The sequence below is a fragment of the Pseudomonas sp. AC136 genome, from assembly GCF_979258585.1.
This window is the reverse complement of record NZ_OZ409865.1, coordinates 3,472,785-3,497,322: the sequence shown is the minus strand read 5'-3', so window position 1 is coordinate 3,497,322 and position 24,538 is coordinate 3,472,785. Positions and strand designations below refer to the sequence as shown.

The following is a 24,538-nucleotide window of genomic DNA, read 5'->3' as shown; positions in this document are numbered from 1 at the left end:
AGAGCGCAGCGTACATTCGTACGTGAGCATCTGAGGCAGCACTTCAACGCCGTATGGCCGACGACCCGGAGGTCGATTAGTTACACACCGAGGCAGAGATACTTGATCTCCAAATAGTCTTCGATGCCGTATTTCGAACCTTCACGGCCAAGACCCGAGGCCTTGATGCCGCCGAATGGCGCCACTTCGTTGGAGATCAGACCGGTGTTGATGCCGACCATGCCGTATTCCAGCGCTTCAGCCACGCGGAACACACGGCCCAGGTCGCGAGCGTAGAAGTACGAGGCCAGCCCGAATTCGGTGTCGTTCGCCTGTGCGATCACATCGGCTTCGTCTTTAAAGCGGAACAGCGGCGCCAGCGGGCCAAAGGTTTCTTCCTTGGCGACGGCAGCGGTTTTCGGCACGTCTACCAGAATAGTCGGCTCGAAGAAGCTGCCGCCCAGGCTGTGAGCCTTGCCGCCGGAAACCACTTTGGCGCCTTTGCTGATGGCGTCAGCGATGTGCTCTTGCACTTTGGCGACCGCTTTGTCGTCGATCAGCGGGCCGGTGGTGGTGCCGTCTTCCAGACCATTGCCGATTTTCAGCTTGGCCACGGCAACTTTGAGTTTTTCCACGAACGCGTCGTACACGCTGTCTTGAATGTACAGACGGTTGGCGCAGACGCAGGTCTGGCCGTTGTTGCGGTATTTGGAAATGATCGCGCCGTCGACGGCGGCATCCAGATCAGCGTCGTCGAAAACAATGAACGGCGCGTTGCCGCCCAGCTCCAGCGAGACTTTCTTGATGTCGTGGGCGCATTCAGCCATCAGCTGACGACCAATTTCAGTCGAGCCGGTGAACGACAGTTTGCGCACGATTGGGTTGCTGGTCAGCTCGCTGCCGATGTCGCCGGCGCTGCCGGTAACCACGCTGAACACGCCTTTCGGAATGCCGGCACGCTGCGCCAATTCGGCCAACGCCAGAGCGGAGTACGGCGTTTGGCTGGCGGGCTTGAGCACCATGGTGCAGCCAGCGGCCAGGGCCGGACCGGCTTTACGGGTGATCATCGCGGCGGGGAAGTTCCACGGCGTGATGGCCGCAGTAACGCCAATTGGCTGCTTGAGCACGATCAGGCGTTTGTCCGGCTGGTGGCCTGGAATGACGTCGCCATACACGCGTTTGGCTTCTTCAGCGAACCACTCAATAAAGGAAGCGGCGTAGGCGATTTCGCCTTTGGCTTCGGCCAATGGCTTGCCTTGCTCGAGGGTCATCAGGCGGCCGAGGTCGTCCTGGTTCTCGATCATCAGCTCAAACCAGCGACGCAGCTTGTTGGAGCGCTCTTTGGCGGTCAGTGCACGCCAGGCCGGCAGCGCTTTGTCGGCAGCCTCGATGGCGCGACGGGTTTCAGCCGCGCCCATCTTCGGCACGGTGCCGAGAATTTCATTGTTGGCCGGGTTGTTGACCTTGATGGTCTGGCCGCTGTCCGCGTCTACCCACGCGCCGTCGATAAAGGCTTGCTGGCGAAACAATTGAGCGTCTTTGAGTTGCATAGCCGTCTCCTTTAGCCCACCAGCAGAGCGGCGGGCAAAATTGTTGTAAGCCGCCGCAGCGAGTGTGCGCTGCGGCGAGAAATAGTGGATAACACGTGGAACGAATTGAGCGCTGATGACGGGCTTTTGGAACAGCTGCAGATCGCTTGGTTCGGTCTGCGGCCATGAGCGTCGAGGGCGTTTGAAATCTCAAACGAATCCTAGGGTCGTCACTGCCAAAGGGCAATAGGCTGTTCGAAAAAATATACGAAAACACGCAAAAGGTGGTCGTTTTCTGAGCAAGAAGGTGTAGGGATTAGTACTTTCGTTTGATATCGCGAACAAAACACCTCGGCATGGACGCCTGCGAGCGACATGCGTATCATGGCGCCCGCGCTGCACCAGTAGCTCAGCTGGATAGAGTACTGCCCTCCGAAGGCAGGGGTCGTGGGTTCGAATCCCGCCTGGTGCACCATATAAATGAAAAGCCCCACGTTCGCGCGTGGGGCTTTTTGCGTTTCTGGCGCCTGGAGACGAAAACCGAGCGCTCAGCTACAAATCAGCAGAAAACAAAAAGCCCCGCATGTGCGGGGCTTTTTGGGCAAGGGCCGGATCAATTACTTGATCTTGGCTTCCTTGTAGATCACGTGCTGGCGAACAACTGGATCGAATTTTTTGATTTCGATTTTGTCCGGGGTAGTACGTTTGTTCTTGTCGGTGGTGTAGAAGTGGCCAGTACCGGCGCTCGACACCAAACGGATCAATTCACGCATGATTTAGCTCCTTAAACCTTTTCGCCGCGGCTGCGGATTTCGGCCAGCACGACATCAATGCCACGCTTGTCGATGATACGCATGCCTTTGGCAGTGACGCGCAGACGCACGAAACGCTTCTCCGATTCAACCCAGAAGCGGTGATGCTGCAGGTTTGGCAGGAAACGGCGACGGGTTTTGTTGTTAGCGTGGGAAATGTTATTCCCGGTTACCGGACCCTTACCGGTAACTTGACAGACTCTCGACATACATCAGCCCTCTAAAACCACATGCCCAACCCGGCATGGGTTGGCCGCTTAAACTCAAAGTCATTTGGCGCTCTGCGCCGCGTTTCTTCAGGGTCTTACCGGCCACACCTACAAGCGAAGGAACCGGGCCCCTAGAAAAGAGCGCTGCTTTATACCAGAAAGCCCCCAGAGCAACAAGGACAACTACCGTTGCTGGCCAAATGGGGGCGAGCATTCTACCTGCAACCGCTTCAACAAGCGCCATCGGCGGCTCAACCACTCGTCAGGCGAGATCGATTGTTCTGCCGCGCCCCATGGTCTAGGGTAGACCGCTCGCGTTATTCCCGGCCCTGCGGATGGGCCGCCGACTCGCCGCTTACTGCTGGCGATGCATTCAAGGAGTCTGCCGATGCGCCGCGCCGCCCTGTCGCTGTTCGTAATTCCGCTGTTCAGTTCGGCCCTGCAAGCCGCCACGTTGAGTGTGTGCACCGAAGCCAGTCCTGAGGGTTTCGATGTGGTTCAGTACAACACCCTGACCACTACCAACGCCTCGGCGGACGTATTAATGAACCGTCTGGTCGAATTCGACGCCGCCACCGGCAAGCTGGTACCGAGCCTGGCAGAAAGCTGGACCGTGTCGGACGACGGCCTTACCTACGATTTCACCCTTCGCCAAGGCGTGAAGTTCCACCGCACCGACTACTTCACGCCGACCCGCGACTTTAATGCCGACGACGCCCTGTTCAGCTTCCAGCGCATGCTCGACCCCAACACCCCTTGGCACAAAGTGGCGCAAAGCGGTTTTCCCCACGCGCAGTCGATGCAACTGCCGGCTCTTATAAAGAAGGTTGAGGCGCCTTCACCCCAACACCTGCGCTTTACCCTCAACCACCCGGAAGCCACTTTCCTCGCCACGCTGAGCATGGGCTTCGCTTCTATCTATTCCGCCGAGTACACCGGGCAACTCCTAAAGGCCGGCACGCCGGAAAAACTTAACGCCCAGCCAATTGGCACCGGCCCGTTTGTCTTCAAGCGCTTTCAGAAAGATGCCGTCGTGCGTTACGCGGCCAATCCGGACTACTTCGCCGGCAAGCCAAAGGTTGATGCGCTGGTGTACGCCATCACCCCGGACGCCAATGTGCGGCTGCAAAAGCTGCGGCGCGGCGAGTGCCAAATAGCGTTGTCGCCCAAACCGCTGGATGTCAGCGCTGCCAGCAAAGATGCAGCGCTGAACGTGGTGTCGACGCCGGCCTTCATGACCGCCTTCGTCGCCTTTAATAGTCAGCACCCGCCGTTGGATAAACCGGAGGTGCGCCAGGCTATCAACCTGGCCTTCGACAAAGCCAACTACCTCAAGGCCGTTTTCGAAGACAGCGCCATCGCAGCCAACGGCCCGTTCCCACCAAACACCTGGAGCTACGCCAAAGCGTTACCCGGCTACGCCCATGATCCGCAGCAAGCCAAAACCTTGCTGGAAAAGGCCGGGCTGAAAGACGGATTCGAGACGACGATCTGGACCCGCCCAACCGGCAGTCTCCTCAACCCCAACCCCAGCCTCGGCGCGCAGCTATTGCAGGCAGACCTGGCGAAAGTTGGCATTCGCGCGCAAATCCGCGTAATCGAGTGGGGCGAGTTGGTGCGCCGCGCCAAAGCCGGCGAGCACGACCTTCTCTTTATGGGTTGGGCAGGCGACAACGGCGATCCGGACAATTTCCTGACGCCGCAGTTCTCCTGCGCCGCCGTGCAGTCGGGCACCAACTTCGCCCGCTATTGCGACAAAGCGTTGGACCAGGCGATCAGCGACGGCAAAGGCACCAGCGATACAGACAAGCGCATCGCGCTCTATCAGCAGGCGCAAACACAGATCCAGCAGCAAGCCTTGTGGTTGCCGCTGGCTCATCCCACGGCAACGGCTTTAACGCGAAAAGACGTACGGGGATATCAGGTCAGCCCATTCGGCCGCCAGGACTTCTCACGCATTTCCCTCGCGCCGTAATGCATGAAAAGGCGTAGCGGGCCATTCCCTACGCCTTGCCTTTCCCGCGCATCTGCCTACATAAGTCCCCATTCCGCCATCGATAACGGCGAGCCCTCGCCGATGATGAAATGGTCGAGCACTCGCACATCAATCAGCGCTAAAGCCGCTTTCAATTGCGATGTCAGCACCCGATCCGCCTGGCTGGCTTCGGCGACGCCGGAGGGATGGTTGTGACACAAAATCACCGCTGCGGCGTTATGAGCCAGCGCGCGTTTCACCACCTGGCGCGGGTAAATGGTGGCGCCATCAATGGTGCCCTGGAACAACGCCTCGAAGGCCAGCACGCGGTGTTTGGAATCCAGAAACAGGCAGCCAAACACTTCGTGCGCTTCGTGGCGAAGCTGCGCGATCAGGTATTCACGCACGGCGGCCGGGCTTTCCAACACCGATTCATGGGTCAGGTGCTCGGCCAGATGACGGCGTGACATCTCCAGCACCGCCTGCAATTGCGCGTACTTGGCGGGGCCCAATCCCAAGTGGGAACTGAAGCTGCTCTGGTCTGCTTCGAGCAAAGCGCGCAGGCCGCCAAACTCATCGAGGAGCAAACGCGCCAGGTCGACAGCGCTTCTTCCGGCGACCCCGGTTCGTAGGAAAATGGCCAGCAATTGCGCGTCGGTAAGACTGCTCGCGCCATGCTCCAATAACCGCTCACGCGGGCGTTCTTCTGCTGGCCAATTGCGAATACTCATACAACCCTCCTTGTCGAATGTAGCCCGCTGTTCCACTGCGGGCGCTGTGCTATCTTAGCCCCACTTTTTTGCGCGGCGGGCGGCCTGGGGAGGCCGCCCGTGGCGAAGTCCACTTCATATAAGGCAGGCCTATGCAGCGGCTGTACCGGAAACGCATCGTCCTTGGCGTGGGTGGCGGCATTGCCGCTTATAAAAGTGCCGAACTGGTTCGCCGCCTGCGCGACCAAGGTGCGGAAGTCCGTGTGGTGATGACCCAGGGCGGTCGCGAATTCATCACGCCGCTCACCCTGCAAGCCCTTTCCGGTCACCCCGTTCATATGGATTTGCTCGACCCCGCCGCCGAAGCCGCGATGGGTCACATTGAGCTGGCCAAATGGGCCGACCTTATTCTGATCGCACCCGCCACCGCCGACCTCATGGCGCGCCTGGCCCAAGGCATCGCCAACGACCTGCTCACCACCTTGGTGTTGGCCACCGACGCCCCCGTGGCCTTGGCGCCAGCAATGAACCAGGCCATGTGGCGTGATGACGCCACCCAAGCCAACAGCCAAGTGCTCATCGAGCGCGGCCTGCATATGTTTGGCCCGGCTTCCGGCAGCCAGGCCTGTGGCGACGTGGGCCTGGGCCGCATGCTCGAGCCCGACGACCTGGCCCAACTTGCCGCCGACTGCTTCAAGCGCGAAGCCCTGACCGGCCGCCATGTATTGATCACCGCCGGCCCGACTCAGGAAAACATCGACCCGGTGCGCTACATCACCAACCACAGCTCCGGAAAAATGGGCTTTGCCCTGGCCGAAGCAGCGGTGGAAGCCGGCGCCAAGGTCACGCTTGTCACCGGCCCGGTGCATTTGCCCACGCCTGATCGCGTCAACCGCATCGACGTGGTCAGCGCCCGCGACATGCTAGCCGCCTGCGAAGCCGCCATGCCCTGCGACCTGCTAATCGCCGCCGCTGCGGTCGCCGATTACCGCCCCGAGGTGGTCGCCCAGCACAAGCTGAAAAAAGACCCGTCGACCGGCGAAGGCATGCTCCTGCAAATGGTGCGTAACCCGGATATTCTCGCCACCCTCGCGCAGCGCGACGATCGGCCGTTCAGCGTCGGCTTCGCTGCTGAAACTGAAAAGTTGCTCGACTATGCTGCTCGCAAACTGAAAGACAAAAACCTCGACCTGATCGTTGCCAACGATGTGGCCAACCCCAGCATCGGCTTCAACAGTGAAGAGAACGCGATCACCATCATTGACCGCGACTTGCAGCAAAGCAGTTTGGCGCAAACCAGCAAGGGCAAGATCGCCCGGCAACTGATCGCTTTTATCGCCGACCGCCTGAACCGGGCCTGACGCTTGTCTACCACCTGTTAAGAGCATCCCATGCACGCACTGCAAGCCAAGATTCTCGACCCGCGGATTGGCCGTGATTTCCCCCTGCCCGACTATGCCACGCCCGGGTCGGCCGGCCTTGATCTGCGCGCCATGCTGCAGGAAGACCACGTGTTGGAGCCTGGGCAAACCGTGCTGATTCCGACCGGCCTGTCGATTTACATCGGCGACCCATCCCTCGCCGCCCTGATTTTGCCGCGCTCGGGCCTGGGGCATAAGCACGGCATCGTGCTGGGCAATTTGGTCGGTTTGATCGACTCGGATTACCAGGGCGAGCTGATGGTGTCGTGCTGGAACCGTGGCCAGACGCCGTTCACCATCACCATCGGCGAGCGTATCGCGCAGCTGGTGCTGGTGCCCGTTGTGCAAGCGCGCTTTGAATTGGTTGAGCACTTCGTTGAGAGTCAGCGCGGCGCCGGTGGCTTCGGCCATTCAGGTAGCCAATAACCGATACACCCGGCTCCCCTAATAAAAAAGCCAGGACGCACCGCCGAGGAGATACCGATTGAAACTCTTCAAGCGCACCGCCAAGGACGCTGAAACCCTACCGCAAGTGACCGACCCCACCGCCAGAAAGGCGGACGAAGAGCCGTTGCTGAAAAAACTCTTGCCCGGGCTTGGCTTCGCCTTTGTCGGCTTGCTCGCGGCGGCCGCCGTGTTGTGGTTCGCCTTGCTGACCAGCGCGCAAACCAAAACCCAGGACGAACTCGCCCACGCCTGGGGCGGCAGCCAAGCCTCAGCGCTACAGCAGGCATTGCGCCAGTTGAGCGCTGACACCAAAGCCGCCGCACGCAATCCGCAGTTGCTATTGGCGTTGCAAAGCCAGAGCCCCGAGATGGTTACCGCTGCTGAACGTGACCTCGGTTATTGGGACGGCGTGGTGGATGCCTACATCAACCTGCCGGGCCAGGCGGCGCAAAACAACACGCGCGCCGCGCCGATGAACTTCGCCGCCATGGACCTGCTGCGCCGTGTCGAGGCTGGGCAAACGCCGGCGCCCGAAGCTTATAAAGTCGGGCAGCGCTGGTTGGTTTACAGCGCAGCGCCTCTACGCCTGAACGATGATCAACCCTCGCAAGGCACGCTGCTGCTGATCATCGATCTGCAACGGCTGCTGTCGGCTCTGCCACCGCTGCCTGATGGCATTGGTCAGTTGCGCCTGTCCCAGCAATTCGGTCAGAGCCCGGCGCAAGTGCTCGCCACCCGCGGGCAAGACGCACAAAGCGCGCCGCTGGCTTTTACCAGCGGCAACTCGAACTGGAAGCTCGAATTCTTGCCGGGCCCGGATTTGTCGATGCCGCCGGTGTCGCCCATGCCGCTGCTGCTGGCCGTGCTTTTAGCCCTTTCCGGCTCGTTGTTGGGGCTGATGTGGCTCAACAATCGCCAGCAAAGTGCACTGCGTAAAGACGCCGAACAGCTCACCCAATTAGTACAAGAACTCTCTGCAGGCAAAAGCGTCAAAGCCTTCAGCCTGCGCTCGCCAGTACTCAATGCGCTGGCTCAGAAACTCGCGCGAATGCCTCGCCGGCAAAGCGCACCACTACCCATTGAAGAGACCAAGGCGACTGGCAGCAGTACGAGTGGCACGAAAGTGGCAGCACCTGCCGCCGTAGAGCCTGCCGAGCTGGTGAACCCTCTCTTTCAAGAAACCGATATTCTCGATATCGACATCCTCGACGAAGACCAGGATCTCCTGGGATTGGAGCAAGCCCCCGCTATGAGCAATGTGCCGCAAACCGCACCCAACTTGCCCGCCAGCATTTTCCGCGCCTATGACATTCGTGGCGTAGTTGGCGACACCCTGACATCTGAAACCGCGTATTGGGTCGGCCGCGCAGTGGGCGCCGAAAGCCTCGCTGCTGGCGAGCCCAATGTATCGGTAGGTCGCGACGGTCGTCTGTCCGGCCCTGAACTGGTGCAATCGCTCATTCAAGGCTTGGTAGATGCTGGCTGTGCTGTCAGCGACATCGGCCTGGTGCCAACGCCTGTGCTGTATTACGCAGCCAACGTATTGGCCGGCAAAACTGGCGTGATGCTCACCGGCAGCCACAACCCGCCTGACTACAACGGCTTCAAGATCGTGGTCGCGGGTGACACCCTGGCCAACGAGCAAATTCAGGCGCTGCGTGAACGCATCGAAACCAACAACCTCAGCAGCGGCCAAGGCAGCGTTGAGCAAGTTGAATTGTTGGATCGCTACTTCAAACAGATTCGCGACGACATCGCCCTGGCCAAGCCGCTGAAAGTGGTCGTGGACTGCGGTAACGGCGCGGCGGGTGTTATCGCCCCGCAACTGATCGAAGCCCTGGGCTGCACCGTGATTCCGCTGTTCTGCGACGTCGACGGCAACTTCCCGAACCACCACCCGGATCCGGGCAAGCCGGAAAACCTGGTAGACCTGATCGCCAAAGTGAAAGAAACCGGCGCCGACCTGGGCCTGGCCTTTGACGGCGACGGCGACCGTGTAGGCGTGGTGACCAACAAAGGCACCATCGTTTACCCAGATCGCTTGATGATGCTGTTCGCCAAAGACGTGGTGTCGCGCAACCCTGGCGCCGACGTGATCTTCGACGTGAAGTGCACCCGTCGCTTGGGCGCGCTGATCAGCGGCTACGGCGGTCGTCCGGTAATGTGGAAAACCGGTCACTCGTTGATCAAGAAGAAAATGAAGCAAACCGGCGCCCTGCTGGCTGGCGAAATGAGCGGCCATATTTTCTTCAAAGAGCGCTGGTTCGGCTTTGACGACGGCATCTACAGCGCCGCCCGCCTGCTGGAAATTCTCAGCCAGGACAAACGCGACGCCGAGCTGGTCTTCGCCGCGTTCCCAAGCGATGTGTCGACGCCGGAAATCAACATCACCGTTACCGACGAAAACAAGTTCGGCATCATCGACGCCTTGCAGCGTGATGGTCATTGGGGCGAAGGCAGCGTGACCACGCTGGACGGCGTTCGCGTTGATTATCCGAAGGGCTGGGGCCTGGTGCGCGCTTCCAACACCACACCGGTGCTGGTGCTGCGTTTCGAAGCCGACACCAATGAAGAGCTGGAACGCATCAAAGAGCTGTTCCGCGCTCAGCTGTACACCGCTGCACCCGACCTCAACCTGCCTTTCTGACCCGCCTGTATAGCCGGCCCTCGCGGCCGGCTTTGCCGTTTTGCTGGAGCCCCGCATGACCCTCGAACGCGATGCCGCCACCAATGTTGCCAAGGTTCTTTCTGAGGCCTTGCCGTACATTCGACGTTTTGTCGGCAAGACCCTGGTTATCAAGTACGGCGGCAACGCCATGGAAAGCGACGAGCTGAAAACCGGATTCGCGCGAGACATCGTGTTGATGAAAGCGGTGGGTATCAACCCGGTCGTGGTGCACGGTGGCGGTCCGCAAATTGGCGACCTGCTCAAGCGCTTGTCCATTGAGAGCCACTTTATCGACGGCATGCGGGTAACCGACGCAGCGACCATGGATGTGGTGGAGATGGTGCTTGGTGGTCAGGTGAACAAAGACATCGTCAACCTGATCAACCGCCATGGCGGCAGTGCTATCGGCCTGACCGGTAAAGATGCCGAGCTGATTCGTGCGAAAAAGCTCACCGTTACCCGGCAAACGCCGGAAATGACCCAGCCGGAAATCATCGATATCGGCCATGTGGGCGAAGTGGTCGGGGTTAACACCGATCTGCTGAACATGCTGGTAAAGGGCGACTTTATCCCCGTGATCGCGCCAATCGGCGTTGGCGCCAATGGCGAGTCGTACAACATCAACGCTGACTTGGTAGCCGGCAAGGTGGCTGAGGCGTTGAAGGCTGAAAAGCTGATGCTGCTCACCAACATCGCCGGCTTGATGGACAAGGAAGGCAATGTGCTGACCGGTTTGTCTACTGCTCAAGTGGATGCGCTGATCGCCGATGGCACCATCTATGGCGGCATGCTTCCGAAGATTCGTTGCGCGCTGGAGGCCGTTCAATGCGGCGTAATCAGCGCACATATTATCGACGGTCGTGTACCCAATGCCGTGCTGTTGGAGATTTTCACCGACAGCGGCGTCGGCACGCTGATCTGCAACCGCAAGCATCACTAAGCGGCAACAGGTACAAAAAAGCCCCGGCGAGGTGACTCGTCGGGGCTTATTTATTGCCTTGGGCTTTTACTGTTTCGGGCCTATCAGGGTTTGCAGCCTGGCGCGGTCGGAATCGAAGCTGGCCTCGGCCTGCTTGCGACCTTCGAGGTAGCGCTTGATGTCGCCTTCAAGCCCGGCTTGTTCTGCTTTGAGGTTTTCGATTTGCGCCACCAGATGATCCGGCACCTGCTTGCCAGCGCGCTCTTGGTCTGCGGCCTGACCTTGCAGGTTGGCTTGCTGGGTTTTCAGTGACGCGAGGTTGCCACGCGCCACGGAAATCACGCCGTCAAGCTCAGCCAGCTTGCGCGCTTTGGCGCGGTCAACGTCTTCGGTGGTGGAATACAAACGCAGCAATTGAGCGTCGGAACTGGCGCGGGCTTTATCGGCAATGGCGCGCTGGCGCTCTTCCAGGCTGGGCGCCGGGGCAACTACCTGAACGACACGGCCTTGGTCGTTGAGCACCTCATAGCCCTTGGAAATCAAGTCAGGCGGCACGCCCTGACGGTCCAGAACGGTAACACCCTTGGCATCAACGTAACGGTAAAAGCGCATTGCACTATCGGCTGCCGAAGCACCCGCGCACAGCAGCATGCTGAAGACTAGCGAACAGCGGATAACGTCCAGTTTGAGCATGCAAACAACACCCTGACATGGTTGAGACTTAAATTCCGTACTGCGCGCGGTATGCCTGGACTGCCGGCAGGTATTTCTTCAGTTCAGCATCTTCGGCCAAGTATTCCAGTACTTGTTCCAACGAAACGATGCTGACCACCGGAATACCAAAATCTCGCTCGACTTCCTGAATGGCCGACAACTCACCTTTGCCGCGCTCCTGGCGATTCAATGCAATCAACACGCCAGCTGCGGTTGCGCCTTGGGCCTGGATGATTTGCATGACTTCACGGATGGCCGTGCCGGCGGTGATGACGTCATCGATGATCAGCACATTACCCGCCAGCGGTGCGCCGACCAGTGTGCCGCCTTCGCCGTGATCCTTGGCTTCCTTGCGATTGAAACACCAGGGCAGATCGCGCTGATGGTGTTCGGCGAGGGCCACCGCGGTGGTCGCGGCCAACGGGATACCTTTGTAGGCGGGGCCGAACAGCACATCGAAATCGATGCCGCTGGCCACAACCGCTTCGGCGTAGAAGCGCCCCAACTGAGCCAACGCCGAGCCGCTGTTGAACAGCCCTGCGTTGAAGAAATAGGGACTAGTGCGCCCGGACTTGAGGGTGAACTCACCGAAGCGCAGCACGCCGCGCTCGATGGCAAAACGAATGAAGTCGCGCTGGTACGCCTGCATAAAAAGCCCCAAAACACACGGATTTAGCTGAGGGTTTAGCTAATAAGGATGAGCTCGGGTATCATACACGCACGTGTTTTTGGGGGCCATTTATGCGGATCATCAGTGTGAACGTGAATGGTATTCAGGCTGCAGTCGAGCGTGGTTTGCTCAGTTGGCTGCAAGCGCAGAATGCCGACGTCATCTGCCTGCAAGACACCCGTGCCTCCGCCTTTGAACTGGACGACCCGGCCCTCCAACTGGATGGCTATTTCCTCTACGCCAGCGACGCAGAAGTACCAGACCAAGGTGGTGTGGCGCTGTATTCGCGGTTGCAACCCAAGGCGGTGATCAGTGGGCTCGGTTTCGAGACAGCTGATCGCTACGGGCGCTATCTGCAGGCCGATTTCGACAAAGTAAGTATCGCCACGCTTCTACTTCCTACCGGGCAGAACGGCGATGAGAACTTGAACCAGAAATTCAAGTTTATGGACGATTTCGCCCAGTACCTGGATAAGCAACGGCGTAAGCGTCGCGAGTACATTTACTGTGGCTCGCTGTACGTAGCGCACCAGAAACTGGACGTGAAAAACTGGCGCGACTGCCAGCAAGAGCCTGGTTTCCTGGCGCCTGAGCGGGCCTGGATGGACGAAATTATCGGCACCATGGGTTATGTCGACGCCCTGCGTGAAGTGAATCGCGAAGGTGATCAGTTCAGTTGGTGGCCCAACAGCGAGCAAGCCGAACTGTTAAACCTCGGCTATCGCTACGACTACCAATTGCTCACCACCGGCCTGCGCCGTTTTGTGCGTGGGGCGCGGTTGCCGCGTCAGCCTCGGTTCTCGCAGCATGCGGCGCTGATTGTCGACTACGACTGGACGCTCAGCGTCTGACCCGCACCCAGCGGGCACAAAAAAGCCGGCATCACTGCCGGCTTTTTTGCGTCTGCAATATGCCTATTTAACCGGGCGCCAGCAGAACGGATAGCGGTACGCCTTGCCTTCATTGGCCTTAATGCCGGCAATGATGGTCAGGACCAACGCCGCAATGCCCACCACCCAAATCAGGATGATGCCGATAAACACGAACATCAGCAGGAAGCAGACCAGCATGGCCAGCGCGACCGTAATCTGAAAGTTCAGCGCCTCTTTGCCCTGATCGTCGACAAACGCAGCGGTTTCACGCTTCAGCTGCCAAACAATCAGCGGGCCGAGCAGATTCCCGAACGGGAAAATCATGCCCAGAAATGCCGCAAAGTGACAAAACATAGCCCACTGACGCGCTTCTTTATCAGGGGTGATTACGGGTTCCAAATCCTCGGTCATGCTGCTTCTCCTTGGCCTGCGGGTTGAGTGAGACGGGCTTAATCGGCCAGCGCCACGCGTTGCATTTCGAACAGATCGGTCATGCCCTTTTGCGCGAGCGCCAGCATGGCGGTCAAATCTTCCGGCTGGAACGGCGCGCCTTCGGCGGTGCCTTGTACTTCAATGAAGCCGCCCTGACTGGTCATCACCACGTTCAGGTCAGTTTCGGCGGCGGAGTCTTCCAGGTAATCGAGGTCCAACACCGGCTCGCCCTGATACATGCCCACCGACACGGCGGCGATCATTTGCTTGAGCGGGTCGCCACCTTTGAGGCCGCCACGCTTTTTGATCACTTTCAAGGCGTCGATTACGGCAACCATCGCGCCGGTAATGGACGCGGTGCGGGTGCCGCCGTCGGCCTGAATCACATCGCAGTCGACGTACAGGGTCACTTCGCCCAGTTTCGACATATCCAGCGCGGCGCGCAGTGAACGACCAATCAAACGTTGAATTTCCAGGGTGCGACCGCCCTGTTTGCCGCGGCTGGCTTCGCGCTGGTTACGGTCGCCGGTGGCGCGCGGCAACATGCCGTATTCAGCGGTCAGCCAGCCTTGGCCCTGGCCCTTGAGAAAACGCGGCACGCCGTTTTCCACACTTACTGTGCAGATCACTTTGGTATCACCAAACTCCACCAGCACCGAGCCCTCGGCGTGTTTGGTGTAGTTGCGGGTGATGCGGATCGAGCGCAGCTGGTCAGCGGCACGGCCACTCGGACGTTTCATCAGGAATACCTATTCGGGACGGGAAATCTGCTCGGCATTATAGGGGGGCCGCGCGCCACTCACACGCCAAATTGGGAGCGAACGACGCACTGCGCTACAATCCTGCGCCTTTATAGGCCGTGTGAGATTGCCGCGTAACGCGCCACTTTCCTGCCGCCCGCTGATCAGCCCCATTTTTGCGAGGTCTTCCCATGGTGCACAGCATGACCGCCTTCGCCCGCGTCGAGCGGGCCACTGCCAACGGCACGCTGAGTTGGGAATTGCGCTCGGTTAACCACCGTTATCTGGAACCCCACCTGCGGTTGCCAGAGTCGTTCCGCGACCTCGAAGGCGGCGTGCGTGATGCGCTGCGCCAGGGTCTGTCGCGCGGCAAAGTGGAATGCACCCTGCGCTACACCGAAGAAACCGCCGGCAAGCCGCTGCAAGTGGACCGCGAGCGCGCCGCACAATTGGTCGAAGCCGCGGAAAGCGTGGCTCGCCTGATTGCCTCGCCTGCCCCGCTGAATCCCTTGGAAGTGCTGGCCTGGCCCGGCGTACTGGTGGCTGATGCCGCTGACCCGCAAGCCCTCAATAGCGCCGCCCTCGCGTTATTCAATGACGCCCTGAACGAACTCAAAGCCGGCCGCGCCCGTGAAGGTGCAGAGCTGGCCAAGCTACTCAGCGACCGCCTCGACAATATTGGTGAGGAAGTGGCCGCCCTGCGCGAACTGGTGCCGCAGATGCTCGCCGGTCAGCGCCAGCGCATTCTCGACCGCACCGCCGAAATGCAGGCCGAACTCGATCCCCATCGCCTCGAACAAGAGCTGGTGTTGCTGGCGCAGAAAAGTGATGTCGCCGAAGAGCTGGATCGCCTGGTTACTCACGTCAGCGAAGTGCGCCGCGTCCTCAAAGCCGGCGGCGCTGCAGGCCGGCGTCTGGACTTCCTCATGCAGGAACTCAACCGCGAAGCCAACACGCTCGGCTCCAAAGCCTTTGATACCCGCAGCACGCAGGCGGCGGTGAACCTCAAAGTGCTGATCGAACAAATGCGCGAACAAGTACAGAACATCGAGTAAGGCGGACCCTCTCATGCACGCCACCACCGGCACCCTTTACATCATTTCCGCACCTTCGGGCGCGGGCAAAACCAGCCTGGTCAAAGCGTTGATCGACGCCGAGCCGCACATTCGCGTCTCCGTGTCGCACACCACGCGCGCCATGCGCCCAGGCGAAGCCGACGGGGAGAATTACCACTTCGTCAGCCGCGAAAGCTTCCTGCAAATGCTAGAACACAACGACTTTCTTGAGCATGCCGAAGTGTTTGGCAACCTCTACGGCACGTCGCAGCGCTGGCTGGAAAAAACTCTGGCCGAAGGTTTCGACCTGATTCTGGAAATCGATTGGCAAGGCGCGCAGCAAGTTCGCCGCCTGCTACCCGACGCCCGCTCGATCTTCATTCTGCCGCCCAGCCAGGAAGCGCTGCGCCAGCGTTTGAACAACCGTGGCCAGGACAGCGAAGAGATCATCGAAACGCGTATGCGCGAGGCGGTCAACGAAATGAGCCATTACGTTGAGTACGATCACCTGATCATCAACGACGACTTTGCCGCTGCACTGGAAGACCTCAAATCGATCTTCCGCGCCAACAATCTGCGCCAAGACGTGCAGCAACAACGGCACAAAACCTTGCTAACCGAGCTGTTGGCATAGGGAATAAAGCTTGCCGTCGGGCTGCGTAGGGAAAATCTGCGCTTCCCTAACGGCTGGTTATTTTTTAGACTGCACAGTTCTTCCGCCCACCTGGGCTAAAGTTTTTTGCACTTCTCTTATTTAAGTACCTGTCGCTACGAGGAATACCATGGCCCGCGTTACCGTTGAAGACTGCCTGGACAACGTTGATAACCGCTTCGAGCTGGTCATGCTCGCTACCAAGCGCTCCCGCCAACTGGCTACCGGTGGTAAAGAGCCGAAAGTAGCGTGGGAAAACGACAAACCTACCGTAGTTGCCCTGCGCGAAATCGCTGCCGGTCTGGTTGACTATGACGTGATCGCTGCCGACGAAATCGTCGACGACGAACCGCTCTTCGCCACCTATGAGGAAGAGGCCAACGAGGCCCTCTAAGCCTATGCCAGGTCGATGCTTGTCTAACCAAAGCGACGCGGCGCGAACCTGCGCTTGGCACGGGGCAATCCCATGCCGAGCATAGACGCCCTCGCCGACAGACTTTCGACCTACCTGGGCGGTGAACAGGTCAACCTTGTTCGCCGCGCCTACTTCTACGCAGAGCAAGCCCACGACGGCCAACGCCGCCGCAGCGGTGAAGCCTACGTAACCCACCCGCTCGCGGTGGCCAATATTCTCGCCGATATGCACATGGACCATCAGAGCCTGATGGCTGCGATGCTGCATGACGTTATCGAAGACACCGGCATTGCCAAAGAAGCGCTCACCGCGCAATTCGGCGAAACCGTCGCCGAGCTGGTGGACGGGGTCAGCAAGCTGACCCAGATGAACTTCGAAACCAAGGCGGAAGCCCAGGCGGAAAACTTCCAGAAAATGGCCATGGCCATGGCCCGCGACATTCGGGTGATTCTGGTCAAGCTCGCCGACCGTCTGCACAACATGCGCACCCTGGAAGTGCTGGCCGGCGAAAAACGTCGGCGCATCGCCAAAGAAACCCTGGAAATCTACGCCCCCATCGCCAACCGGCTGGGCATGCACAGCATGCGCGTGGAATTTGAAGAACTGGGTTTCAAGGCCATGCACCCGATGCGCTCCGAGCGCATTCGCCAGGCGGTGAAACGCGCCCGGGGCAACCGCAAGGAAATCGTCAACAAGATTGAAGAATCGCTGACCCACTGCCTCGAACGCGAAGGTATGGAAGGCGAAGTGATGGGCCGCGAAAAGCACCTGTACGGCATCTACCAAAAGATGCGTGGCAAGCGCCGGGCGTTCAACGAAATCATGGACGTGTACGCCTTCCGCATCATCGTCGACAAAGTCGACACCTGCTACCGCGTGCTTGGCGCTGTGCACAATCTGTACAAACCGCTGCCCGGCCGCTTCAAAGATTACATCGCGATTCCCAAAGCCAACGGCTACCAGTCGCTGCACACCACGCTGTTCGGCATGCACGGCGTGCCGATTGAAATCCAGATTCGTACCCGCGAAATGGAAGAGATGGCCAACAACGGCATCGCCGCCCATTGGCTGTACAAATCCAACGACGAAGACCAGCCCAAAGGCACCCACGCCCGCGCCCGCCAGTGGGTTAAAGGCGTGTTGGAAATGCAGCAGCGCGCCGGCAACTCGTTGGAATTTATCGAAAGCGTAAAAATCGACCTGTTCCCGGACGAGGTCTACGTGTTCACGCCCAAAGGCCGAATCATGGAGATGCCCAAGGGTTCCACGGCCGTCGATTTCGCCTACGCCGTGCACACCGACGTCGGCAATTCCTGCATCGCCTGCCGCATCAACCGTCGCTTGGCGCCGTTGTCCGAACCGCTGCAAAGCGGCGCCACGGTGGAAATCGTCACCGCGCCCGGCGCGCGTCCGAACCCGGCGTGGCTGAATTTCGTGGTCACCGGCAAAGCCCGTACCCATATTCGCCACGCGCTGAAACTGCAGCGCCGTTCGGAATCCATCAGCCTCGGCGAACGTCTGCTGAACAAAGTGCTCACCGGCCTTAACAGCCACCTCGACAAAGTGCCCGCCGAGCAGGTGCAGAGCGTGCTGGCCGAATACCGCCTCGAGGTGATCGAAGACCTGCTTGAAGACATTGGCCTGGGCAACCGCATGGCCTATGTCGTGGCGCGTCGGCTGCTCGCCCATGAAAGCGAACAGCTGCCGAGCGCCGAAGGGCCGCTGGCCATTCGCGGCACCGAAGGCTTGGTGCTCAGCTATGCCAAGTGCTGCACGCCGATTCCAGGCGACCCCATCGTCGGCCATCTTTCTGCCGGCAAAGGCATGGTGGTGCACCTGGAAAGCTGCAAGAACATCAGCGACATTCGCCAGAACCCGGAAAAGTGCATCCAGCTGTCGTGGGCCAAAGACGTGGTCGGCGAGTTCAACGTCGAGCTGCGCATTGAGCTGGAACACCAGCGCGGCCTGATCGCCCTGCTCGCCAGCAGCGTCAACGCCGCCGACGGCAACATCGAAAAAATCAGCATGGACGAGCGCGACGGCCGCATCAGCGTGGTTCAGCTGGTCGTCAGCGTGCATGACCGCGTGCACCTGGCCCGCGTCATCAAGAAACTGCGAGCCCTTACCGGCGTGGTGCATATCTCCCGCGTCCGCGCCTGACCCCTTTCGTAACGACGGCCTGCGCTATGCAGGGCTAAACCTCAAGGAGCTTTTTCATGAGCAAGAGCGTCATCACTTCCGAACACGCACCAGCCGCCATCGGCACTTACTCGCAAGCCATCAAGGCCGGCAACACCGTGTACATGTCCGGGCAGATTCCCCTGGACCCGAAAACCATGGAGCTGGTTGAGGGCTTCGAAGCCCAAACCGTTCAGGTATTTGAAAACCTCAAGGCCGTTGCCGAAGCCGCCGGTGGTTCGTTCAAAGACATCGTTAAACTGAACATCTTCCTCACCGACCTTTCGCACTTCGCCAAAGTAAACGAGGTGATGGGCCGCTACTTTGAACAGCCCTACCCAGCCCGCGCCGCTATCGGCGTGGCCGCATTGCCGCGTGGCGCACAGGTCGAAATGGACGCCATTCTGGTCATCGAGTAACCGGACTTTCCAAGGAAGGAACCCGCCATGCGCAACGCCTTCGTCCTGCTCTTGTGCGCCGCCTTCCTGGGCGGTTGCAGCAGCCCTGCGAGCCACGACCCGAACGGCGTCTGGATCAACCAGGCCGCCATCGATGCCGCCTCGCAGGGCGGCAACTTGCGCGAGGCGTTGCTGGCCTATGGGCCGAATCTGGAATGGACCATCGACACCGCGCGCAAAACCGCCAACGTCAGCAATGGCTTTGAGCTGGACGAAGGCCAACTCGTGGACCAGCCCGACGGCCAATGGCGTGTCGACTTCTACGGCGACTTCCACGAACAACTGAACGTCGAGAACGACCGCATGGTTCAGGCCGAAAGCAAAACCGGCCCCGAACAGCGCTTCCAACGCTCGACCCTCGCCTTGCCGCTCGGCGCCCCGCCGGGTAGCAGTTTCGAACAGGCGCTGTACTCGGCCTACCTGGGCGGCATCTGGAAAATCAGCAAAGGGCCGGGGGCCAAAGGCCTGGTGCTGTTCCACCCGGACGGCAAAGTGGAAGGCCTGCCCGGCGCTGACCGCTACGCACTTTGTCTGGCTGGCGACTGCGCAGCCATGAGCGGCGACACCGACAGCCTGTGGCTGCAACTGGGCAACCAAGGCAGCGTGTGGCTGTTCAAACGCGAAGGCGATCAGCTGGAAATCTTCCGCGCCGTGAACCAGGCGCAAGCCAATGAAATGCCTGACTACCTGCCCGGCGTGACCACCTGGGTGTTGGAAAAAGACTAAAAAAGCGAGCCTGAAGCCCCTCCCACAGTCACGCAACCTCGTAGGAGAGGCTTCAGCCTCGATGCTTCTCAGCTCACACCGCCGCCACAAGCAAATAACCACCCAACACCAGCAGCATCCCACCGCACACTCGATCCAGAATCACCACCCGCCGCTGCAACCACACCCGCCACCGCTGAATACTCAACAGGCGCACCAGCGCGGCATCCCACACCAGCACCACCGCCGCCATCCAGGCCATGCACAATGCCAGTCCCCAACCCGGCATCGCCGCGCTATGCAGCACGCCAAACAGGCCGGCATAGAAGATCGGGCACTTCGGATTCAGCAGGCTGGCTGCCAACCCCTGCCAACAGCCGAGCCACCACCGCCCCGCTGCTTGCGCCCCGCCGACAGCCAGATCCAACTGCCGTCGCCCGATAAATGCCTGCGCACCCAGCCACACGAAATACGCGCCGCCCGCCGCCTGCAATGCCCGCCACACCCAACCGCCTTGCGCAGGCATGAGGCTCTGCGCCAGCAACACTGCCAGCATCACCACGACATTCGCCGTCGTAATGCCAAATGCGCAGCCGTAGGCTTGCCGTCGCCCTTGCAGCAAGGCCGTGCGCAACAGCAGAAAGAAGTCCGGGCCAGGCGAGAGCAGCGCGGCAAAGTGGGTGCTGGCAACCAGTAGAAACAACGCAACCATGACGACCTCCGAATGAACGCGGCGGTCAGTCTGTGGCGAAGCTAGAGGGGCGGTATTGGAAAAAACTCAGGTGTGCGCAGTGCGGCGAAAACGTCCGGGCGTCACACCAGTGAAGCGTTTGAAGGTGCCAATAAAATGCGCCTGATCGTAAAAACCCAACTGCAGCGCCACCTCGCTTAGCGGCGCGTCGCCCAGCAGCAGGCGCTTGGCTTCGCGCACCCGGCGTTGCAACAAATACGTGTGCGGCGGTACGCCATAAGCGCGGCGAAACGCCTCGATGAGATGCCGAGGATGACGCTCGCCCACCGCCGCCAATTGTTCCAGGCTCACCGCCTGCTGAAAGTTGGCCTCCAGGTATTCGCGCAGCCGCGCGGTGCTGCCGCCGTCCCGCGCCACGGTTGGCAATGGGCGCATACCGCCATGGCGGATAAACACCAACTCCAGCACCGCCAGCAGCTGACTTTCCAACGCCAGCGCATCGTGGCGCTCGAACTCCTGCACCAGCCCGGCCATACGCTGCGCAACGGCACCGTCGTCTGCCGGGTTGAGCTGATTGAAGCCGCGCGGCAAGCGCTTTCGCCCCAACAAAGCCGGCAGCCGCGCCTCTTCTACGTAAAGCATGTGATAGACCAGCCGTGAAGAAATGGCGTGACCGGTGTGCGGCTCCTCAGGGTTCATTAGCGACAACGTAGCGGCCGGCAAAGCGTGCCGAGCGCCCCGGCATTGGTAGCCGCCAACGCCCTCGATAATGGCGCCAATGGCGAAGGCGTCGTGGCTATGCCGACCAAACGGCTGACCGGAAAAATCGGCCTGAAACAGCTCGACCCCAGCCAGCCAGGGCTGCACCAGCAGCCGGTTGGCGTCCGCGCTCACTGCCCGGCCAATACCGCGGCGTACCCTTCGCGGAACGTGGGATAACGCGGCACCCAACCGAGCGCGCGGGCGCGGGCGTTGCTGCAGCGTTTGCTGCCGGCGCGGCGCACCGTGGATTCCTCGGCCCAGTCGGTCACGCCCATGTAATCGCGCAGCCAGGCCACCACTTCGTGCAGCGGTGCCGGCGCGTCGTCGACGCCGATGTAAAGGTCGTCGAGTTTCTTGCCCGCAGCGTCGGCTTGAAGCAGAAACGCCAGCAAGCCGGCGCAGTCGTCGGCATGCAGGCGGTTGGCGTAGAGCGGCGGCTCGCTGACCACTCGATAACCCATGCGCACTTGTTTCAGCAGCCATTCGCGGCCTGGCCCGTAGATGCCGGTAAGACGCACCACCGTGGCGGGAATACCACTGCCGAGTGCGACCTTTTCGGCTTCCAGCATGATGCTGCCGGAAAAGCGGGTGGGCTCGGCGGGCGAGTGCTCATCCACCCACACACCGCCGTCCTGGGCATACACGCCGCTGCTGGAGACGAAAATCACCCGTTTCGGCGACTGACCACGTTGTTTCAGCCAGCCAAGCACGTTCGTCAATCCATCTACGTAGGCGCGGCGGTAACCGGCTTCGTCGTGGTCGGTGGCAGCGGCGGCATACACCAGGTAATCCAGCGCGCCGTGCGGCCACGCCGGCGGGCAATCGGCAGCGCCCAAATCGCCTGGCACCGGCACGATCTCGGCAGGCAGCGCTGCGACCGATCGCCGCAAACCAAACACCTGCCAACCCGCGGCGTGCAGCTGCGAACCAAGGCGGCTTCCAACATCGCCGCAACCGGCAATCATCAGGGTGGGAACGGCGGACATGCGGCTACCTCAAGGCAAAGCGGCATTCTAGGCAGGCCGCGCGAAAGAAGGGAAAGACTTCAACGGTCATCCAAGCGTTACATTATCACTTTAACAAACAAGAATAGTTTGCAATACTAACTGCCCTTTTGCGCCAGGAGCCTTCGGGCTCCGGTCACCGTTTTTACCCTTTCAGGTCCGGCCAGCATGAATTTCAACGCCTACCGCGCTCCGTCTTTCCGTTTGCAGCCCCGCGCCCTGCTCACCGCTGGCGCGCTGCTTCTCAGCCTGCTGCTGCCAGTGAACAGCTTCGCTGAAGAACCTGCCGCTGCGGCGCCAGCTCCCTCGACTGCACCGGCCGCCACCGCGCCAGCGCCGGCCACCGCCGCCGTGCCGGCGCCCGCTGCCGAGACGCCCGCTGCCGCTGCCCTGCGCGAGAAAATCGCCAGCCTCGGCCCGGACGCGACCCCCGAGCAGATCAGCACCGCCACCAAAGAAGCCCTGGAAGCCAACGGCGCCACGCCCGAGGAAGTGAATCAAGCGCTCGACAACCTGGCCAAGGCCAACGAACTGATCGCCGACGACCAGCTCGCCTTCGCCCACGACCTGTCGCCCTGGGGCATGTACCAGAACGCCGACAACGTGGTGAAAGCCGTGATGATCGGTCTGGCCCTGGCCTCGGTCATCACCTGGACCATCTGGATTGCGAAAGGCTTCGAGCTGATCGGCGCCAAACGCCGCCTGCGCGGTGAGCTGGCCCTGCTGAAACAGAGCCGCTCGCTGAAAGACGCCGCTGACAAGGCGGACAAAAAAGGCAGCCTGTCCCACGTGCTGGTGCATGACGCCCTGGAAGAAATGCGCCTGTCGGCCAACGCTCGCGAGAAGGAAGGCATCAAGGAACGCGTCAGCTTCCGTCTGGAGCGCTTGGTCGCCGCCTGCGGGCGTGAAATGAGCCAAGGCACCGGCGTGCTCGCCACCATCGGTTCCACCGCACCCTTCGTCGGCCTGTTCGGCACCGTGTGGGGCATCATGAACAGCTTTATCGGCATCGCCAAATCGCAAACCACCAACCTCGCCGTAGTTGCACCGGGTATCGCCGAAGCCCTGCTGGCAACGGCCATGGGCCTGGTAGCGGCGATTCCGGCGGTGGTGATCTACAACGTCTTCGCCCGCTCCATCACCGGTTACAAAGCCCAAGTGGCAGACGCTTCAGCACAGGTTCTGCTGCTGGTTAGCCGTGACCTCGACCACCTGCCGGCTGAGCAACGCAGCCAGCCACACGCGGTAAAAGTGAGCTGACATGGGCCTGCACCTCAACGACGGCGGCGATGATCTGGTCGAATCCCACGAGATCAACGTAACGCCCTTTATCGACGTGATGCTGGTACTGCTGATCATCTTCATGGTCGCCGCGCCGCTGGCGACCGTGGACATCAAAGTAGACCTACCGGCCTCCAGCGCCGAGCCGCAACCGCGCCCCGACAAGCCGGTGTACCTGACCGTCAAAGAGGACAAAAATCTCTACCTCGGCGATCAGCAAGTCACCAAAGAACAGCTCGGCCAGGCGCTCGACCAACAGACCAAAGGCAAGAAGGACACCACGATCTTCTTCCGCGCCGACAAAGGCGTGGACTACGCCGATCTGATGGACGCCATGAACAGCCTGCGCGCTGCCGGTTATCTCAAAGTGGGCCTGGTCGGCCTTGAGGCGGTCGGGCAGAAATGACCCTCACGCTGCGCAAAGCTTCCGGTTGGACGGTAAGTTGGCTGCTGGTGCTCGCCCTGCATATCGGTATCGGTCTGTGGGCCTTGTACTGGAAGGCCGAGGCGATTCCGGTGGAATTGCCGCCACCGGCCATGATGATCGAACTGCCGCCGCTGCCCGAAGTGGTGCCTCCCCCGCCGGCTCCGGCGCAAATCATCGCGCCTGAACCTGAGCCGATTCCGGAAGTAGTCGAGGCGCCGAAGCCGAAGATTGTGCTGGAAAAGCCCAAGCCAAAGCCTAAACCCAAGCCGAAGATCAAACCGGTCGAGCCGCCTAAGCCTGCGGAAAAACCCGCTGAGCAGCCGATGCCCGATGCACCGCCCGCGCCGCCGGCGCCGCCCGCTGCGCCAACCGCGCCGCAGCCGAGTAGCACCAGCGCACCGTCGCAGGCGGAGATCACCTGGCAGAGCAAACTGCTCAGCCACCTGGCGCGCTACAAGCGTTACCCGGACGATGCCCGACGCCGTGGCGCCGAAGGCACCAGCCGCATTCGCTTCAGCGTCGATGCCGACGGCAAGGTGCTCAGCGCGTCGCTCGCTGGCTCCTCCGGCAACGCCTCGCTGGACCGCGCCACCCTCGCCATGATCCGTCGCGCCCAGCCGCTGCCCAAGCCGCCGGAAGACATCCTTAATGGCAACAGCGTCGAAGTGGTCGCGCCGTTCGTGTACTCACTGGATCGTCGCTAGCCGTTTTCGCGGTAAAACGGCCGCGCGCTCACCGGACCCGCACCCCGCCAGTGCCCGAAACATCGGGCACATTTAACCTGCGCTGCGGGTTGGTTCCATTGAATACAAC

General features: G+C 60.6%; 26 protein-coding genes and 1 tRNA gene. 16 read left to right on the top strand and 11 right to left on the bottom strand.

What is annotated here, in order from left to right; translation table 11 throughout:
* Positions 1-80 precede the first annotated feature (80 nt).
* Positions 81-1,529, bottom strand: coding sequence for an NADP-dependent succinate-semialdehyde dehydrogenase (gene gabD / locus ACZZZU_RS15500; RefSeq protein ID WP_122492412.1), 1,449 nt, complete (start codon positions 1,527-1,529; stop codon positions 81-83).
* Positions 1,530-1,906: 377 nt separating this feature from the next.
* Between gabD and ACZZZU_RS15495 the strand changes: the two genes are divergently transcribed.
* A tRNA-Arg gene (locus ACZZZU_RS15495) sits at positions 1,907-1,983 on the top strand.
* Positions 1,984-2,125: 142 nt separating this feature from the next.
* Here ACZZZU_RS15495 and rpmG read toward each other — a convergent pair.
* Positions 2,126-2,281 (bottom strand): 50S ribosomal protein L33, encoded by a 156-nt coding sequence (gene rpmG, locus ACZZZU_RS15490; protein ID WP_108095062.1) that lies wholly within the window; start codon positions 2,279-2,281, stop codon positions 2,126-2,128.
* Between the two features lie 11 nt (positions 2,282-2,292).
* Positions 2,293-2,529 carry a 50S ribosomal protein L28 gene (gene rpmB, locus ACZZZU_RS15485; RefSeq protein WP_084303647.1) on the bottom strand — a complete coding sequence of 79 codons (237 nt, stop codon included), beginning with the start codon at positions 2,527-2,529 and terminating at the stop codon, positions 2,293-2,295.
* A gap of 388 nt (positions 2,530-2,917) precedes the next feature.
* Here rpmB and ACZZZU_RS15480 point away from each other — a divergent pair, with 388 nt between their 5' ends.
* A complete protein-coding gene (locus ACZZZU_RS15480; protein WP_463551115.1) occupies positions 2,918-4,504 on the top strand; it encodes an ABC transporter substrate-binding protein in 1,587 nt (528 codons plus the stop codon).
* Between the two features lie 56 nt (positions 4,505-4,560).
* Here ACZZZU_RS15480 and radC read toward each other — a convergent pair whose 3' ends face one another.
* Complete coding sequence (gene radC / locus ACZZZU_RS15475; protein WP_122492410.1) at positions 4,561-5,235, bottom strand: RadC family protein; 675 nt, start codon at positions 5,233-5,235, stop codon at positions 4,561-4,563.
* Positions 5,236-5,366: 131 nt separating this feature from the next.
* On the opposite strand from radC, the gene coaBC reads away from it, so the two are divergent.
* The 4 genes from coaBC (at position 5,367) to argB (ending at position 10,690) form a co-directional block, all read left to right on the top strand.
* Complete coding sequence (coaBC, locus tag ACZZZU_RS15470; RefSeq protein ID WP_463384428.1) at positions 5,367-6,575, top strand: bifunctional phosphopantothenoylcysteine decarboxylase/phosphopantothenate--cysteine ligase CoaBC; 1,209 nt, start codon at positions 5,367-5,369, stop codon at positions 6,573-6,575.
* Positions 6,576-6,605: 30 nt separating this feature from the next.
* Positions 6,606-7,061, top strand: a complete 456-nt coding sequence (dut, locus tag ACZZZU_RS15465; RefSeq protein WP_463551114.1) for a dUTP diphosphatase — start codon at positions 6,606-6,608, stop codon at positions 7,059-7,061.
* A 1,270-nt stretch (positions 7,062-8,331) separates the two neighbouring features.
* Positions 8,332-9,729: a phosphomannomutase/phosphoglucomutase gene (gene algC / locus ACZZZU_RS15460; protein WP_206000669.1), complete on the top strand. Its 1,398-nt coding sequence runs from the start codon at positions 8,332-8,334 to the stop codon at positions 9,727-9,729.
* Between the two features lie 55 nt (positions 9,730-9,784).
* Entirely contained in the window at positions 9,785-10,690 is a 906-nt protein-coding gene (gene argB / locus ACZZZU_RS15455) for an acetylglutamate kinase (protein WP_108095068.1), read from the top strand.
* Positions 10,691-10,756: 66 nt separating this feature from the next.
* Here argB and ACZZZU_RS15450 read toward each other — a convergent pair whose 3' ends face one another.
* Positions 10,757-11,362, bottom strand: a complete 606-nt coding sequence (locus ACZZZU_RS15450; RefSeq protein WP_122492406.1) for a DUF4124 domain-containing protein — start codon at positions 11,360-11,362, stop codon at positions 10,757-10,759.
* A gap of 28 nt (positions 11,363-11,390) precedes the next feature.
* Complete coding sequence (pyrE, locus tag ACZZZU_RS15445) at positions 11,391-12,032, bottom strand: orotate phosphoribosyltransferase (protein ID WP_122492405.1); 642 nt, start codon at positions 12,030-12,032, stop codon at positions 11,391-11,393.
* A gap of 92 nt (positions 12,033-12,124) precedes the next feature.
* On the opposite strand from pyrE, the gene ACZZZU_RS15440 reads away from it, so the two are divergent.
* A complete protein-coding gene (locus ACZZZU_RS15440; protein WP_122449787.1) occupies positions 12,125-12,904 on the top strand; it encodes an exodeoxyribonuclease III in 780 nt (259 codons plus the stop codon).
* Positions 12,905-12,967: 63 nt separating this feature from the next.
* On the opposite strand, the gene ACZZZU_RS15435 is transcribed toward ACZZZU_RS15440, so the two are convergent.
* Complete coding sequence (locus tag ACZZZU_RS15435; RefSeq protein WP_463384426.1) at positions 12,968-13,336, bottom strand: DUF4870 domain-containing protein; 369 nt, start codon at positions 13,334-13,336, stop codon at positions 12,968-12,970.
* A gap of 38 nt (positions 13,337-13,374) precedes the next feature.
* Entirely contained in the window at positions 13,375-14,097 is a 723-nt protein-coding gene (gene rph, locus ACZZZU_RS15430; protein WP_122449789.1) for a ribonuclease PH, read from the bottom strand.
* 191 nt (positions 14,098-14,288) lie between these two features.
* On the opposite strand from rph, the gene ACZZZU_RS15425 reads away from it, so the two are divergent.
* The 6 genes from ACZZZU_RS15425 (at position 14,289) to ACZZZU_RS15400 (ending at position 19,581) form a co-directional block, all read left to right on the top strand.
* The gene (locus ACZZZU_RS15425) at positions 14,289-15,152 is read left to right on the top strand and encodes a YicC/YloC family endoribonuclease (protein ID WP_463551113.1); all 864 of its coding nucleotides are present in this window, start codon (positions 14,289-14,291) and stop codon (positions 15,150-15,152) included.
* Positions 15,153-15,165: 13 nt separating this feature from the next.
* A complete protein-coding gene (gene gmk / locus ACZZZU_RS15420) occupies positions 15,166-15,786 on the top strand; it encodes a guanylate kinase (RefSeq protein WP_463551112.1) in 621 nt (206 codons plus the stop codon).
* A gap of 148 nt (positions 15,787-15,934) precedes the next feature.
* Positions 15,935-16,198, top strand: coding sequence for a DNA-directed RNA polymerase subunit omega (rpoZ, locus tag ACZZZU_RS15415; protein ID WP_122449792.1), 264 nt, complete (start codon positions 15,935-15,937; stop codon positions 16,196-16,198).
* A 72-nt stretch (positions 16,199-16,270) separates the two neighbouring features.
* Positions 16,271-18,379, top strand: coding sequence for a bifunctional GTP diphosphokinase/guanosine-3',5'-bis pyrophosphate 3'-pyrophosphohydrolase (spoT, locus tag ACZZZU_RS15410; protein WP_122492401.1), 2,109 nt, complete (start codon positions 16,271-16,273; stop codon positions 18,377-18,379).
* A gap of 56 nt (positions 18,380-18,435) precedes the next feature.
* Positions 18,436-18,816: a RidA family protein gene (locus tag ACZZZU_RS15405; RefSeq protein WP_108095077.1), complete on the top strand. Its 381-nt coding sequence runs from the start codon at positions 18,436-18,438 to the stop codon at positions 18,814-18,816.
* Between the two features lie 27 nt (positions 18,817-18,843).
* A complete protein-coding gene (locus ACZZZU_RS15400) occupies positions 18,844-19,581 on the top strand; it encodes a putative periplasmic lipoprotein (protein WP_463551111.1) in 738 nt (245 codons plus the stop codon).
* 73 nt (positions 19,582-19,654) lie between these two features.
* On the opposite strand, the gene ACZZZU_RS15395 is transcribed toward ACZZZU_RS15400, so the two are convergent.
* From ACZZZU_RS15395 to ACZZZU_RS15385, 3 genes are all read right to left on the bottom strand, one after another.
* On the bottom strand, positions 19,655-20,272 hold the full coding sequence (locus tag ACZZZU_RS15395; protein ID WP_463551110.1) for a LysE family translocator: 618 nt from the start codon (positions 20,270-20,272) through the stop codon (positions 19,655-19,657).
* A gap of 66 nt (positions 20,273-20,338) precedes the next feature.
* The gene (locus ACZZZU_RS15390; protein ID WP_463551109.1) at positions 20,339-21,145 is read right to left on the bottom strand and encodes a helix-turn-helix transcriptional regulator; all 807 of its coding nucleotides are present in this window, start codon (positions 21,143-21,145) and stop codon (positions 20,339-20,341) included.
* Positions 21,142-21,999 carry an NAD-dependent epimerase/dehydratase family protein gene (locus tag ACZZZU_RS15385; protein WP_463551108.1) on the bottom strand — a complete coding sequence of 286 codons (858 nt, stop codon included), beginning with the start codon at positions 21,997-21,999 and terminating at the stop codon, positions 21,142-21,144. Before ACZZZU_RS15385 ends, ACZZZU_RS15390 begins: the two co-directional genes overlap by 4 nt.
* Positions 22,000-22,185: 186 nt before the next feature.
* On the opposite strand from ACZZZU_RS15385, the gene exbB reads away from it, so the two are divergent.
* From exbB to ACZZZU_RS15370, 3 genes are read left to right on the top strand one after another with little or no spacing between them, the layout of a single operon-like run.
* On the top strand, positions 22,186-23,277 hold the full coding sequence (gene exbB / locus ACZZZU_RS15380; protein ID WP_463551107.1) for a tonB-system energizer ExbB: 1,092 nt from the start codon (positions 22,186-22,188) through the stop codon (positions 23,275-23,277).
* Between the two features lies 1 nt (position 23,278).
* Complete coding sequence (exbD, locus tag ACZZZU_RS15375) at positions 23,279-23,704, top strand: TonB system transport protein ExbD (RefSeq protein ID WP_122492395.1); 426 nt, start codon at positions 23,279-23,281, stop codon at positions 23,702-23,704.
* Positions 23,701-24,429 carry an energy transducer TonB family protein gene (locus ACZZZU_RS15370; RefSeq protein ID WP_463551106.1) on the top strand — a complete coding sequence of 243 codons (729 nt, stop codon included), beginning with the start codon at positions 23,701-23,703 and terminating at the stop codon, positions 24,427-24,429. The genes exbD and ACZZZU_RS15370 overlap by 4 nt, the downstream gene beginning before the upstream one ends.
* Positions 24,430-24,538 lie beyond the last annotated feature (109 nt).